Source organism: Pedobacter steynii, assembly GCF_900103665.1.
Classification (GTDB): Bacteria; Bacteroidota; Bacteroidia; order Sphingobacteriales; family Sphingobacteriaceae; genus Pedobacter; species Pedobacter steynii.
Map to the genome: position 1 here is coordinate 165,519 of NZ_FNGY01000002.1, position 15,364 is coordinate 180,882.

The following is a 15,364-nucleotide window of genomic DNA, read 5'->3' on the forward strand; positions in this document are numbered from 1 at the left end:
GTTGTGAAACAGAGCTTATGGTAATAATGATTTGTTCGTTTAAGGTTTGTTGCCTTTTTCTAAACCTAAGCTTTTTTAAATTCGCTGTTGATCTCCAGGCGCACGGTTTCCATATCTGCATTGATCACTGCTTTTACAGCAGATGGTACTGATTCTCCAATCACAGCTTCAATAGCTACTAAATCTGCTTCATTAGTAACAATCAGCGCAAATGTAAGCTCATCCCCAAAGGTCATGTTGAACTTTAGCTTCTGGTTGTCCCGCTCGATAAATTTCTGAAATTCGTAACTGCCATTCAGGGCATAGAATTGATCTCTTACTGCATGAAATATCAGTTCTGCCTCTATGTTTATACCATTGATGATGACATTGGCAGGAGCCAGGGCAGCTTTAAGACCAGCAGGATAATCTTTTCTTTCCTGAATTTTATATACTTCCTCTAACAGTTCTTCGCTATACAGGATTTCTTTTTCGTCTCTAATGAAAATTGAGGCTGGATTTCCATTGTTTTCAGGTTGCTGCTTTAGTCTTATTGATGCATTGCCATCAATAATGGCAGATTCATCAGGTGTTAGTTGTTTAACTTTGGAGCCAATGATGGCCTTTTGCAGCACATCTACAAGATATTCCAGTGCTGCGTATTGTTTAATTTCAGACATTATATTAAAAAATTTTTGCAAAGATACAGGTTCAAAACTTTGTGGTACCCCTAACGTGTAAAATACTTTGCATTTGTTAATGATAAGCCCGCCATCAATTAATGCTGATTGTATGAAACCGGAAACCATTGCGGTATTAACGAATGACCCAAGACGATAATGAACAGGTCTATGACCTGCAGAACAGCGGTTGGGTATAGAAAAACTGCACTTTAAGCCGGTTGTAAGGTTGTTTTGAGAGGAAAAAGCGTCACCTGGTATTGAAGTAGGTCCTTTTTACAGTTATAGCAGGTGATATAATAAATAGATTGAAAGGCGGTTAAAACATTAGAAAAATCAGTTAATTCGTCATTCAGATAGACATTGTTTTCAAAATAAACGGAAGCGGTTAAAAGATATTTCTCAAACATTTTGATTTGCTCCTCCGACATGTTCGCATGATGAGCAGGACTTTCCAATATCAGTTTGATCTGCTGCTTAAGTAGGGTCTCTGTTGCCTTAAACGTAACCATCTTCTCCTGAATTTCGGTAAAGGGGGTTTCTACGATCATGAATGAACTGCTGGTGGAAACGTCCACATAAACATCCTGACATGAAAATGTGAGTTCGGCAACCTCCATAAACGACTTGTATTTTTCTGTCCACTCGTCAGTTTTACCGGCTTGCTGAGCAAGCCCTTTAAAATAATTGAATATCAGGAGCGCCCTTTTGTCGACTTTCTCTTTCAGTTCTTCCTTTTGTTTTTCCAGAATCCGGATCAGGTACGCACAATCTGTATGCTGATAACTTGTTCCATCATAGGAAAAGTCCTTAATTTCCGGGTATTGTAATTTGACGTCGTTAAGAAGGTTAAGGTCATATTCCAGTAGGTCCAACTCGAAGATGTCAGAGAGTCCTTCATCATTGAATAATTCCTGATGATTTAAATTCAGGTCGCCCGGTTCCTCAAATAATTTCTGATCAAATTTATAATAAGGCAGTCTTTCGTCATAATATTCATGATATCTTTCGTCAAAGAAAATCTCCGATGATTGATCCATAAAGTCTTGCCTGAATTGTTCGAAATCGGAAATTAACGGAGCTGTTGTGTCAATAAAATGATGATCATATATTTTTGATGTCAGCATCTCCTCTAATTTCTCCCGTTGAGCCAGGAGTTGAATGGTAGGTTCTTCAGGATCAATTGTATTTGATACAGAGAATGCCCCTATTCTGGCAATCCGCTCTTCAGTGCTTGGATGAGAGGCCCATTTATCTGTAAGCGCAAGTTTGCTCCTGCGTAATTTCCAGGTCTGATCCGGGGTGATTTCCGGCAAACCATTTTTAATGGCTATTTTTCTCTGCCAGGCGAGATGATTCATCACAAAATAATGTTGTGGGTATATGTTTAAAGGCCTTGAACCTTCACTTACCTTGTTTTCGTGGTAGCTATGGACAATACTTAAGGAAGTTTCCGCAAGCTCCATACGCAGGAAAGAACGGATTAGGGCTGAGGGGCCGGCCAAACTTGCCGCAACGGCATCAGCATGAAATTCCATTTCTCTTGACAAAGCATAGTAATTGGCATTCATCTGCTGGTATACCTGCTTCAATATACTTTGCATGGCTTTAATAATTCCGGAAGCCAGTAATCCGGGGATTTTGAAATATGAAAAACCATCTCCCCAGTTTTCAATTGTTCTGTTGAAATTCTCATTGTCATACAATAGGTTATGAAGAACTTTGTTTGCGCTGTGTACATAGCTGCCAATTCGCATGCTCCGCTGAGAAAAGTGTCCAAATTCATGTGCCAGAACCGCCTTTAGTTCTTCTCTTGAATGTGTGTTTAATATTCCCATACCGATCTGTAAGTTCATTCTTACATGGAAAAACATACTGAGAAACAAGGAATCATAAAATACGCCTGCATTAACTTCAGGAGAGAGGTACACCTTCTTTGGAGGATCAGTTTTTAGCTCAGCCACAATTTCCTTAATCATCACAAATAATTCAGGTTCGTTCTCCGCTTTAATTTCAACCAAAAGTGGCTTGACCTGTTCAGAGCCCTTAAAAATGAACTTGATGACGAATATCAATACGATAATTCCTGTTGAGACTAAGCTGAGTCCAAGAAGGCCTGTAAGCCAGGAGGAATCAGCACCGATCAGGGCTGCCCCCAGGTATCCGCATAATATGGTGAGACCAATCGCAAAGATGACCAGAAGAATATAAGTAAAAACAAAGAGGACGATTGAGGCAAGGGCACGTATGGCCATTTTTTGAAATTCGGATGAGGCTTTGAGGGCGTCTTTATTCATCGGCATTATTTTTTATTATGGTGATGTCTTTTTTATCTTCATCAAAAGTAACGGGAGTTTTCTTAAGATTAATAATTTTCAGGAAGTTTTCCAGGGATTCCTAAAGCACAACGCAGTTGAGGTTATGGGACGTCTCAACTGACGCTGTACATCAGGGTGTATTAAAAGAAGGGTAACAAGCGATAAGTGACTATTTTTCTTGGACGAAGTAACACTTATCTACGACACCTTCTTTTAGGTTCTTATATATAGGGTATCTCTATGTTTCCATACTGTTCTATTTTTCTTTAAGGGTTTGCTATTCATCGCAGCTGAGGCCTGGCCTCAATTGCGATGTGTAGCATTGATTTTTGTAAAAGAAGGGTAACAAGCGGCAAGTGATTATATTTCCCCCCGTGCTGCTACTTACACTACCTGAACTTTCGGGTCAGGGCCGGACTTGCACCGGCAGCTGGGGAAGTGCGAAGTAACACTTATCTACGACACCTTCTTTTAGGTTCTTAATATATTAGGTATCCCTATATTTCTATGCTGTGAATCTCATTTAGTACTGATCCGCCGTTTTCCAGTGCATCAAGTATTTCAAAGAGTTTATCACTCCAGCCGGCTATGAGGTAAACATTATTGCTCAACACCTGTAAAGGAGTCGTGCTATGGCCTTTCAAATCGAACAGATACAACCTGGCTTTAGGGGCAACATTTTTTAGGTACAGCTCCCACAATTCATTAATATGTCCGCCGTAACCATGGCTATTCCATAACTGTCCATCAGTAAAAATCATTACCTTATCCATTTTCACCCTATCTGAAAGCAGTTCTTTGATCACCAGATAGCCGTTGGTCGCATAACCTACTTCACCTTCACGTTTATAAAATTCCTGTACATTGTGCAGGATATTGTCCTTTGGCATAGCAATCACCTTCCAGAAGTCGCCGAACATGCCGGTTCGTACATTTGCACATCTGGACTGTAATAACATGGCCAGCATTAACGCGATATCGTACAGCAAAATTTTAGAGTTGGCCGATATTGGTGTTTGCATGGATCCGGAAACATCACAGGCAATCAATACCCTGGTTCGCTCATTAAATCCTTTAATGTTAGCTGCGCTGATGGATACTGCTTTCTCCAAAGCATTCCGTAGTTTTCCTTTTGCGGACTGCTGATCCGTACCGGTAAAGAAATTGCTCAATTGCGATGTCCAGTCGGTCTTTGCAGGTCTATCCAATAACTCTCTGTAGGCAGACAGGTAGCGGAAGGGAAACTGTTTAGCCCTGGCTATATTTTCTGCTGAGGTTAATATCGTACATACCTTTTCCAGGTGATACTCACTTACATTTGCTGCTTCTATATTTCTAAGGTTCCGTAACAGGGCCATATAGCCCAGCTTGCCGCTGTCAATTAACTCTTCCCATTTCTGCTTAAAGGCAGCTGCTCTTTTCCTTTCTGCATTGAAATACACCTTACCCAAAGCGGAAAGCTCTGTTTCCCAGGTGTAGGGAGTTTGCATCGTACTGGAAGCAATTTTATCAAATATGCTTTGCTGAGCATCATCTTTTGCTTTTGGGTGTACCAGAAATAACGCATCACGTAGCTTTATGCCAGTATTCCGGTCGTACTTTGCAAACTGGTATTCGTCGAAACGGTTAAAGACAGATTGCAGACCTTTTTGTAGCTGTTTTGACAGCCGGTTCAGTCTTTTCTTCCGGTTGCGGCCATTTAGCAACTCATAACAAGCCAATAATTCTGTAATCTCATCTGCACGGATCACTACTTTCTCCGTTACGCGGGAAACCAGATTGTCTCCGGAATGCAGTTTTGCCAATTCCGTCAGCAAGACCAATGGCGCAGAACGCATGTGCATTTTGGTTCGGGCATAAATGGCCAGTTTACCAACAAACACCGGGTCATTCTTTAAAATGAGTTCCTTTACACGACTTAAACGTGAGGTGTTTTTCTCATAGAAAGAATCGTTCAGGTTCCAGGTGACCACAGCTGTGTAAAGCTCCATCGCCTGATCCAGCTGAAAAGCATCCTCGCCTTCGTGATTTTTTACCCTTATTATGTTCTGAATTAATCTGTTAAATTTCATTGGGAACCTCCCTTTTTTTATTTGTTGAAACAAAGATTGGGAGGCCTTGCGCAGTCTATTTGCGCAGTGTAATTTATTTTTATAAATTCCGAAAAATATTTAATTATGCCCGTAAACCGCAATGCGCTCCTCCGTTACCGGACGATTGATCAATGCCTGCAAAACAGAAGAAGAAAATGGAGCCTGGAAGATTTGATCACTGCCTGCTCAGATGCTTTATATGAATATCAGGGAATTGATACCGGGGTAAGCCGCAGGTCAATACAGGCAGACCTTGAAATGATGCGGAGTAATAAATTAGGGTATGAAGCGCCCATCATCGTGGTGGACCGTAAATACTATACTTATGCGGACAAGGATTATAGCATTACCAATAGCCCGTTAAACAACCAGGACCTGCAGGTGCTGACCGAAGTCTCCCATTTGTTAAGTCAGTTTAAAGGTTTCAGCCATTTCAATGATCTGAATGAAATGTTGAGCAAACTGGATGATAAAATCTATGCCCAGGAAATGCAAACACAGCGATTGATTGATTTTGAAAAGAATGATGATCTGAAAGGACTGGAATATATTGAGGTCATTCGTAAAGCCATTGTGGCAAAACATACCTGCTGTATTACTTATCAGTCTTTTAAAGCTAAAAGTGCCAATGAACTTCAATTCAGTCCTTATTTATTAAAAGAATACCGGAACCGTTGGTTCGTGATAGGAATAGTGCGGGGAAGTAATGCGCTTTTATATAACCTGGCCTTGGACCGGATTCAGTCCATCAGCAAGGGCACTGATGAATATGAAGAAAACAAAGTCGATGATTTCTCTAATTTTTACCGTAATGTAATAGGGGTGTCTAAATATCCTCATCAAAAAGAGGCAGAAGTCGTATTCTGGACTGACGATGACAATGCACCTTATATACTGACCAAACCTTTACATCATTCCCAACGCCTGATCCGGGAAGAGGAGGGAGGAAAAGTTTTTAGCATTCAGGTGGTGCTCAATTTTGAACTGGAACGTGAGTTACTGGGATTTGGCGCTAAAGTAAAAGTACTGAGCCCTGAGGTGCTGGTTATTCAAATGAAAGAACACCTGAAGAATATGATGGGACATTATGAAATAACAATTGAGGGATAAATCAGAAAGCGTTATTTTCATTGCTTTTCAATTGCATCATTATTACTTTTTAAAGTATCTTTGCATCACTTTATGAATATGATCTTTTTCTTCGAAACCCCATCTGCCAAGATTTATGTCTTGCAAATAAACCGGAGCCTTACACCATCTGATATTTCAAAATTAAGTTGGCTGTTTGGAGGCGCAAAAGTTAAATCGGAAACATCTTTAAGTGGATTCTTTGTAGGCCCAAGGGCAGCAATGGTGACCCCATGGAGTACCAATGCCGTAGAGATTACCCAGAATATGGACCTTCAGGGCATTATCCGTATTGAAGAGTTTGAGCAGTCAACTGCTGACGCCTCGAATTATGACCACATGTTGTTTCAAAAATACGACGGACTGGGGCAGGAGGTATTCACGACCAATGTTCAGCCGGAGCCAATCCTGGAAATCAGCGACATTGCAGCTTACAACAAACAGGAAGGACTATCATTAAGTGAAGAAGAAGTTGATTACTTAAATAAATTAGCTGAAAACCTGGGCCGTAAACTAACGGATTCAGAAGTATTCGGTTTTTCTCAGGTCAACTCTGAACATTGCCGTCATAAAATCTTTAACGGAACTTTTGTGATCGATGGACAGGAACAACCTTCTTCTTTGTTTAAACTCATCCGCAAAACATCAGAATTAAATCCAAACGGAATTGTTTCTGCCTATAAAGATAACGTGGCCTTTGTTAAAGGGCCAAGGGTACAGCAATTTGCACCTAAAAGAGCAGATGTACCTGAATATTACCAGTTAAAAGATTTTGATTCCGTAATTTCTATAAAAGCGGAAACACATAACTTCCCAACCACAGTTGAACCTTTTAATGGTGCTGCCACAGGATCAGGTGGGGAGATCAGAGACAGGCTGGCAGGCGGACAAGGATCCTTGCCTCTTGCAGGTACTGCAGTATATATGACTGCTTTATCCAGACTAACCGAAGATCGCCCTTGGGAAAAAGGAGTGGAGGAAAGAAAATGGTTGTATCAAACCCCAATGGACATCCTGATCAAAGCATCAAATGGTGCTTCTGATTTCGGAAATAAATTCGGACAACCCCTGATCACAGGATCAGTACTGACCTTCGAACATGAAGAAGAAGGCCGTAAATTAGGATATGATAAAGTGATCATGCTTGCAGGTGGCGTAGGCTATGGCAAGGCTGATCAGGCTCAAAAACATAAACCATCAACAGGAGATCAGATTGTGATCCTGGGTGGTGAAAATTACCGTATCGGTATGGGAGGTGCAGCAGTATCTTCAGCGGATACAGGTGCCTTAGGTTCCAGCATTGAGCTGAATGCCATCCAGCGCTCCAATCCGGAGATGCAAAAAAGAGCGGCAAATACCGTTCGTGGAATGGTAGAAAGTGAGGTGAATGCGATCGTTTCGATTCATGATCATGGTGCCGGAGGACATTTAAACTGTCTTTCTGAACTTGTGGAAGAAACAGGTGGTCTGATCGACCTGGATAAACTGCCTGTTGGCGATCCTACACTTTCCGCCAAAGAAATTATAGGTAACGAATCTCAGGAACGTATGGGATTGGTGATCGGAAAAGACCACATCGATACTTTACAGAAAATCGCGGAACGTGAACGTAGTCCAATGTATACCGTTGGAGAAGTAACAGGCGATCATCGTTTTACATTTGCTTCAAAAACCACTGGTTTAAAACCAATGGACCTGGAATTGAAAGATATGTTCGGAAGCTCACCAAAAGTGGTGATGGAAGATAAAACTGTCGACAGGAAATACGAAGCAGTAGCTTACGATCATACTAAAATCGATACTTACCTGGAGCAGGTCTTACAGCTGGAAGCCGTAGCGTCCAAAGACTGGTTAACGAACAAAGTTGACCGTTGTGTAGGTGGTAGAGTAGCAAAACAACAATGCGCAGGACCATTGCAGTTGCCTTTAAATAACTGTGGTGTCATGGCACTCGATTATCAGGGAAAAGATGGTATCGCTACTTCCGTAGGACATGCACCATTATCTGCATTAATCGACGCAGCAGCAGGAAGCCGCATTTCCATTGCAGAATCACTTTCAAATATCGTATGGGCACCCTTAAAAGATGGATTGGAGAGTGTTTCACTTTCTGCCAACTGGATGTGGGCTTGTAAGAACGAAGGAGAAGATGCACGTTTATATGAAGCGGTAAAAGCATGTTCGGAATTTGCAATCGACTTAGGAATTAATATCCCAACGGGTAAAGATTCCCTGTCGATGAAACAAAAATACCCTGATGGCGAAGTAATCGCCCCGGGTACAGTAATCATTTCTGCAGGAGGTCATTGTGACGACATTACCGCAGTGGTAGAACCGGTACTTCAGAAAAACGGCGGATCAGTTTATTACATCAACCTTTCCGGAGATACTTATAAACTTGGTGGATCTTCTTTTGCACAGACCTTAAACAGGATTGGCAATGAAACCCCGGATGTGAAAGATGCAGCTGCATTTAAAATCGCTTTTAATACCATTCAGGAACTGATCAAAGCAGGAAAAATTCAGGCAGGTCATGATATCGGCAGTGGTGGTCTGATCACTACTTTATTAGAGCTTTGCTTCGCCGATAGAAACCTTGGTGCGGAAATCGATCTTTCTGCTTTAGGAAATGAAGACCTGATTAAAGTGCTTTTCGCAGAAAATATCGGAATCGTATTCCAGGCAGATGCAAGTGTAGAAGCGTTGCTTAATACAGCAGGTGTTACTTACCACAAAATTGGTGAAGTAAAAAGCGAGGCTACGTTAACGGTTAAAAACTCAGCAACAAGCCATACTTTTGATATCGATCATTTACGTGATGTCTGGTTCAAAACTTCTTACCTGTTAGACCAGAAACAATGTGGTCCTGTTAAAGCTAAAGAAAGATTTGACAACTATAAAAACCATGTCTTAAACTATACTTTCCCATTACAGTTTGATGGTAAAAAGCCGGTTATCGACGCGTCTAAACCTAGGCCTAAAGCTGCGGTTCTTAGAGAGAAAGGAAGTAACTCGGAGCGTGAACTGGCCAATGCAATGTTCCTTGCCGGTTTTGATGTAAAAGATGTACACATGACGGATTTAATCTCTGGTCGTGAAACATTGGAAGACATTCAGTTTATCGGTGCGGTAGGAGGTTTCTCTAACTCAGACGTACTGGGTTCTGCTAAAGGTTGGGCAGGTGCATTTTTATACAATGAAAAAGCAAGGGTAGCATTGGAGAACTTCTTCAAACGTGAAGATACCCTTTCTGTAGGGATCTGTAATGGTTGTCAGCTCTTCGTAGAGCTTGGCCTGATCAATAAAGACCACGAAGAAAAACCTAAAATGCTGCACAACGAAAGTCAGAAGCATGAGAGTATTTTCACTTCATTAACGATACAGGAAAACAATTCAGTGATGTTATCCAGCCTTGCCGGAAGTACTTTAGGCGTATGGGTATCTCATGGAGAAGGTAAATTCCAGTTGCCTTATGCAGAAGATCAGTATGGTATCGTGGCTAAGTATGGTTACGAAAGCTATCCTGCAAATCCAAACGGATCGGATTACAATACTGCAATGTTATGTGATCAGTCGGGAAGACACCTGGTCATGATGCCTCACATTGAGCGCTCTTTATTCCAATGGCATTGGGCCAACTATCCTCAGGGACGTAAAGACGAAGTAACACCATGGATGGAAGCTTTTGTAAATGCGAGAAAATGGTTGGAAAATACCAGTAAATAATAAGATAAATGAATAAGAAAGAGCAGCACCAAAAAGGCTGCTCTTCTCATACCGGGGGATTTTTAATTCTAAAATTAAGCAGGGGTAAACTGGAAAGAATGGATGATGATTTCCACTTCCTGTGCATTTGACGGTGCCAGGCCATTGAATAACCATAAATTCATATGAACAGGCAAAGCTTCTGTACTTACCGGGAATCCTGAATCCGGAGTACTCCATGGATAAAAGGAATTGCCTTCCAGTTCATTGTGCCCGTGATAAGCTTTGTAAGTTACCTTCTGACTGTTTCGTTGAAATTTATAGGTAGAATAAGTGCCGTTTAGCGCGAGCTCATAAGTATTGAATTTACGCGTTGCAGGATCTCCATAAGCCGGATAGACCGTATAGTTGAAATTGGGCCATGCCGAATTGCCCCATCTTGCAAATTCGATGTCTACCTCGTGATGTCCGTCATCGCCGCTTTTATAATTGAACAAGCCTAAAATTACGTTTTTGTCGAGCTGATCTACCGCGCCTTCCACTTTCCATACATAGGAACCATAGCCAAACTCCTGGAGCGAACTGACCTCAGCGCAATTCCACCTTCCGGTAGCGGGATCTCTTTTGATTCTTAAATGCAGCAGGCCTTGTGCATCTACCCATACACTGCTGTTGGCCCAATAATTAGGTCCGGGACCACCCACAGCAAGATCAGTTATATTTTTAACTTGCCAGGTATAGCCACTGAAATTGATGATGGTTGCCCCGGGAACAGGGACTACAGCAGATTTTGAATTTACTTTTTCTGATTGAGGATGACCTGCATTTTCAGCATTGGAGCCTTTCTTACACGAGAAGAAGACGATGGCTAGAATTGCCATAACATAGATTTTTTTCATTTTGGTTGATTATAGGGTTGATAAATTTTGTCAGACATATCTGATGTCTACACACAAGTGCAGGGAAACCCGGACTTTTACCAATTAATGGCCGAATAAATTTTATAGCTCCGCCTAAGTGTTTAATATTGCATACGATTAATCCATAATGATGATGATGATGATGAAAAATATACTGCTGGCAAGTACTTCTACCTTGTTTGGAGAAGAATATCTGGCTTATCTCCTGCCCGAATTAAAGTCTTTTTTCAAAGACATTTCTGAAATTATATTTATTCCTTTTGCCCGTCCCGGAGGAATCAGCCATGACGAGTATACAGAGAAGGTTACTGAAGTATTTCATTCCTTAAACATTAAAGTAAGCGGTCTTCATACTTTTACTGATCCTGTGGAAGCCATTCAAAAAGCCGAAGGCTTTTTCACCGGAGGAGGGAACACCTTCTTATTGGTGCAGCAGCTTCACCAGCTCAACCTGATGGAAGATCTGAAGATGGCTGTTGAAGTGGGTACTCCTTATCTGGGTACGAGTGCAGGCAGCAATATCGGTGGCCTCAACATGAAGAACACAAACGATATGCCCATTGTATATCCTTCCGATTTTACTACGATGGGACTGGTTCCTTTTAATATTAACGCGCATTATCTGGATCCGGATCCAAACAGCACACATAACGGGGAAACCAGAGAAACCCGGATCAAAGAATTCCATGTTTTCAATGATACTCCTGTAGTGGGACTCAGGGAGGGAAGCTGGATCCGCGTTCAGGGAGAACAGGTAACCACAGCAGGAAACAAACCTTCCCGTATATTCAGGCAGGGAATGGCACCTTATGAACTGGAGCCAGGTTCGGTATTAAGATTTTAGCCCTGGACGGAAATCGCGGGTATTATATCATTATATTTGTTTTGAGGCGATCTTTAAATGACACAAAAAACAAATTCTTTTAAATGCTATCCACTTGGTGATGCGGCAGTTGTGATCCAGCTTGGTGATCAGATCAGCCCTGCCATCAATGCAAGGGTACGCGCCATATGTGCTTACCTTGATGAGTATAGCTTTGAAGGTTTTATCGAATATGTACCCGCATTTACTACGGTGACCCTATATTATGAACCCTGGGTCATCAACTACACTAAATTGCTGCCACTCCTGCAGGAAATGGCAAATGAAGTGTTGGAAGAGCAAGAGGTTCCATCCGGGCCAATATTGGAAATTCCGGTATTATATGGCGGCGAATGGGGGCCGGATCTGGACTTTGTAGCCAGTCATAACAAAATCAGTACTGCAGAAGTCATTGCCCTTCATACTGCCCCGGAATACCTGGTATATATGATCGGTTTTGCACCTGGCTTCCCTTATCTCGGCGGCATGAACAAATTGATTGCTGCCCCAAGAAAAGATACCCCAAGAATGAAGATTGCTGCCGGATCGGTAGGCATCGCAGGGGAGCAAACAGGGATCTATCCCATTGAAACCCCGGGAGGATGGCAGATCATCGGCAGAAGTCCGATTGATCTTTTTGACCTGAACAGGGAAGTCCCTGCATTCCTTAAAGCGGGTGATAAAGTTCGCTTTGTGGCAATTTCCGAAAAAGAGTTTAAGAAAATAAGGAGGGTTAAAGATGGGGATTAAGGTGCTTAAAGCAGGCTTGTTAACGACCATTCAGGATGCCGGACGTTATGGATATCGTAAAGACGGAATCATCGTGGCTGGTGCAATGGATGCCCATGCCTTGAAATTAGGCAATATGCTCGTTGGAAATACAGATGGAGAAGCGGGAATAGAATGCACATTAATGGGGCCTCTGCTTCTTTTTGAAGAAGATCAGCTGATGGCCATTACCGGTGCTGACCTTTCTGCAGAAGTAGACGGTATCCCTGTTCCAATGTGGCGTCCAATATATGTTCATAAAGGAGCCGTACTTTCTTTCGGTCAGGCCCGTTCAGGATGCCGTACTTATCTGACGGTTCATGGAGGTTTCGATCTGCCACAGGTATTGGGGAGTTATTCTACTTACCTTCGTGCCGGTTTTGGCGGTTGGGAGGGCAGGGCTTTAAAAACAGGAGATCTGATCCTTTTCAAATCTGCAGCACCTATGCTGCCGTTAGGATTCAATTGGTCGCTCAGCCCTAAAATGTATCAGCGATCACAGGATGAGGTCATCAGAGTGGTCAAAGGGCCTGAATTTGATGATTTTCATGAAAAAAGTATAGCCGTAATACTTACAGAAAAATTTAAGATCAGTAAGGAAGCAGACCGGATGGGTTACCGTCTGGAAGGGGAACCATTAAAACTGCACAAAAAGAAAGAGCTATTATCCTCAGCGGTAACTTTCGGAACCATCCAGGTAACTGCCGAAGGAAATCCAATTGTTTTAATGGCGGATCATCAAACGACGGGTGGTTATCCCAGAATCTTGCAAGTGGCCGGTGTGGATCTCGGTAAACTGGCACAATTCCAAACTGGCGATCTTTTAAGCTTTGAATTAATTACCTTAGCTCAGGCACAAGCCCTGCTGATTTCTGCGGAACAGGAAGTCAGACAACTCAAACAAACATTAACTTTTAAATATCCCGTCAATGGTTAACCATTATACCGCTGATCTGAATTGCGATATGGGAGAAGGCTTTGGTGCTTTCGATATCGGAAATGATGAAGCCATATTGCCTTTCGTTTCTTCTGCCAACATTGCCTGTGGTTTTCATGCAGGCGATCCTGGGGTAATGAAAAAGACCGTTCGCCTGGCACTGACGCATGGCGTTGCTATTGGTGCACATCCGGGATTACCTGATTTACAGGGATTCGGCAGAAGAGAGATGGCGATCAGTCCGGAAGAAGCTTACGATATGGTGGTTTATCAGATCGGTGCCTTGGCTGCTTTCGTGAAATCCGAAGGCGGGTCGATGCAGCATGTGAAACCTCATGGGGCTTTGTATAATATGGCCGCGGCAAATAAAGGCCTTGCTATCGCTATAGCAGAAGCAGTATATAAGGTTGATCCGGAACTTATTTTATATGGATTGTCCGGTTCAGCGTTGATCCATGCCGGAACCACAATCGGATTACAGGTCGCCAATGAGGTCTTTGCAGACCGGACGTATCAGCAGGATGGTAGCCTGACTTCCAGAAAACAAGCCAATGCCCTGATTACCGATCACGAGCTGGCGATCGCTCAGGTCATTAAAATGATCAAAGAAGGGCAGGTCTTTTCTCAACAGGGAACTTCGGTAAGCATTAAAGCGGATACCATTTGTATTCATGGAGATGGGCGTTCGGCTGTAGCCTTTGCCAAAGGTATTTATGCTGCTTTTAAGGAGGAAGGAATTACTTTATCCGCACCAAATCAAACCAATTCTATTGCCAATAATTCTGCTGAATGAAGATCATAAAAAACAGAAGTGTCCTCATGGGGGCCGCATTTCTAATGGCAACCTCTGCCATTGGTCCGGGCTTTTTAACACAGACTACGGTCTTTACGCAATCATTAGGCGCCAGCTTTGGATTCGTTATCCTCACTTCCATCATCATCGATATTGGTGTTCAACTGAACATCTGGAGGGTGATCGCGGTCTCCGAAAAAAGAGCCCAGGACATTGCAAATATCCTACTTCCGGGTTTGGGAGGCTTCATTTCCCTGCTGATTGTTTTAGGCGGACTGGCTTTTAACATTGGCAACATCGCGGGTGCGGGACTGGGACTTCAGGCTTTACTGGGCGTTTCGGTCACTACCGGAGCGGTAATTTCTGCCGCGCTGGCCATTGCCATTTTCATGATCAGGGAAGCAGGAAAGGCGATGGACCGTTTTGCACAGGTCATGGGTTTCATCATGATCATCGTTATCATTTACATTGCCATCACTTCAGCCCCTCCGGTAGGAGAGGCAGCACTTCGGACTTTCGTTCCCTTAAAGATAGACCTGGTCACCATTGTTACTTTGGTAGGCGGTACAGTTGGTGGTTACATCACTTTTTCCGGAGGTCACCGTTTGCTGGATGCCGGAATTAAAGGAAAAGAAGCTTTGCAGGAAGTGAGTACGAGTGCGGTGATGGGGATTTCTGTAGCCTCTCTGGTCCGCATATTCCTGTTTTTGGCCTCGCTTGGTGTGATCAGTAAGGGCCTGGCAATCGATGCGGGTAATCCAACAGCTTCTGTCTTTCAGCTGGCTGCGGGCGAAATCGGGTATCGGCTGTTTGGCCTGGTGATGTTTTCTGCTGCGGTAACTTCTGTGATTGGCTCTGCTTATACTTCCGTTTCCTTTGTGAAGTCTTTCAGTCCTAAGATCGCCAAAAATGAGAACAAAGTGATCATTGCTTTTATCCTGGTGTCGACGGTCATCTTTATCCTGGTAGGGAAGCCAATAAAACTCCTGATTCTTGCCGGAGTAGTGAATGGATTCATTCTGCCAATTACGCTGGCCACGATTCTTTTTGCCGCTTACAAAACCCGCATTGTAGGGGATTATAAACATCCGGTCTGGCTCACCTGTTTTGGGGTATTGGTGGTGTTGATCATGACCTTCATGAGTGGAAAAGTGCTGTTTGGAATGATCAGCTAAGGAAAA

At 42.8% G+C, this 15,364-nt stretch carries 11 protein-coding genes; 7 read left to right on the top strand and 4 right to left on the bottom strand.

Annotated elements, in window-relative coordinates; translation table 11 throughout:
- Window positions 1–65: 65 nt before the first annotated feature.
- The 3 genes from BLQ87_RS05070 to BLQ87_RS05080 all read right to left on the bottom strand — a co-directional run bounded on the left by BLQ87_RS05070 (window position 66) and on the right by BLQ87_RS05080 (window position 5,049).
- A complete protein-coding gene (locus BLQ87_RS05070; RefSeq protein WP_143010349.1) occupies window positions 66–659 on the bottom strand; it encodes a hypothetical protein in 594 nt (197 codons plus the stop codon).
- 212 nt (window positions 660–871) lie between these two features.
- Window positions 872–2,956, bottom strand: a complete 2,085-nt coding sequence (locus BLQ87_RS05075; RefSeq protein ID WP_172664843.1) for a M48 family metallopeptidase — start codon at window positions 2,954–2,956, stop codon at window positions 872–874.
- 518 nt (window positions 2,957–3,474) lie between these two features.
- Window positions 3,475–5,049 carry a TROVE domain-containing protein gene (locus BLQ87_RS05080; RefSeq protein WP_074605078.1) on the bottom strand — a complete coding sequence of 525 codons (1,575 nt, stop codon included), beginning with the start codon at window positions 5,047–5,049 and terminating at the stop codon, window positions 3,475–3,477.
- A 105-nt stretch (window positions 5,050–5,154) separates the two neighbouring features.
- Here BLQ87_RS05080 and BLQ87_RS05085 point away from each other — a divergent pair, with 105 nt between their 5' ends.
- Both BLQ87_RS05085 and purL read left to right on the top strand, forming a co-directional pair.
- Window positions 5,155–6,180, top strand: a complete 1,026-nt coding sequence (locus BLQ87_RS05085) for a helix-turn-helix transcriptional regulator (protein WP_074605079.1) — start codon at window positions 5,155–5,157, stop codon at window positions 6,178–6,180.
- A gap of 78 nt (window positions 6,181–6,258) precedes the next feature.
- Entirely contained in the window at window positions 6,259–9,924 is a 3,666-nt protein-coding gene (gene purL / locus BLQ87_RS05090; RefSeq protein ID WP_074605617.1) for a phosphoribosylformylglycinamidine synthase, read from the top strand.
- A gap of 74 nt (window positions 9,925–9,998) precedes the next feature.
- Here the strand turns inward: purL and BLQ87_RS05095 are convergent, their stop codons facing one another.
- Complete coding sequence (locus tag BLQ87_RS05095) at window positions 9,999–10,802, bottom strand: glycoside hydrolase family 16 protein (protein ID WP_074605080.1); 804 nt, start codon at window positions 10,800–10,802, stop codon at window positions 9,999–10,001.
- 160 nt (window positions 10,803–10,962) lie between these two features.
- Here BLQ87_RS05095 and pepE point away from each other — a divergent pair, with 160 nt between their 5' ends.
- From pepE to BLQ87_RS05120, 5 genes are read left to right on the top strand one after another with little or no spacing between them, the layout of a single operon-like run.
- Window positions 10,963–11,667, top strand: a complete 705-nt coding sequence (gene pepE / locus BLQ87_RS05100; RefSeq protein WP_245723795.1) for a dipeptidase PepE — start codon at window positions 10,963–10,965, stop codon at window positions 11,665–11,667.
- A 57-nt stretch (window positions 11,668–11,724) separates the two neighbouring features.
- A complete protein-coding gene (gene pxpB / locus BLQ87_RS05105; RefSeq protein WP_074605081.1) occupies window positions 11,725–12,435 on the top strand; it encodes a 5-oxoprolinase subunit PxpB in 711 nt (236 codons plus the stop codon).
- The gene (locus tag BLQ87_RS05110; protein WP_074605082.1) at window positions 12,425–13,390 is read left to right on the top strand and encodes a 5-oxoprolinase subunit C family protein; all 966 of its coding nucleotides are present in this window, start codon (window positions 12,425–12,427) and stop codon (window positions 13,388–13,390) included. The genes pxpB and BLQ87_RS05110 overlap by 11 nt, the downstream gene beginning before the upstream one ends.
- On the top strand, window positions 13,383–14,183 hold the full coding sequence (locus BLQ87_RS05115) for a LamB/YcsF family protein (protein WP_074605083.1): 801 nt from the start codon (window positions 13,383–13,385) through the stop codon (window positions 14,181–14,183). The genes BLQ87_RS05110 and BLQ87_RS05115 overlap by 8 nt, the downstream gene beginning before the upstream one ends.
- Complete coding sequence (locus tag BLQ87_RS05120) at window positions 14,180–15,358, top strand: NRAMP family divalent metal transporter (protein WP_074605084.1); 1,179 nt, start codon at window positions 14,180–14,182, stop codon at window positions 15,356–15,358. Before BLQ87_RS05115 ends, BLQ87_RS05120 begins: the two co-directional genes overlap by 4 nt.
- The last annotated feature ends 6 nt before the right edge of the window (window positions 15,359–15,364 follow it).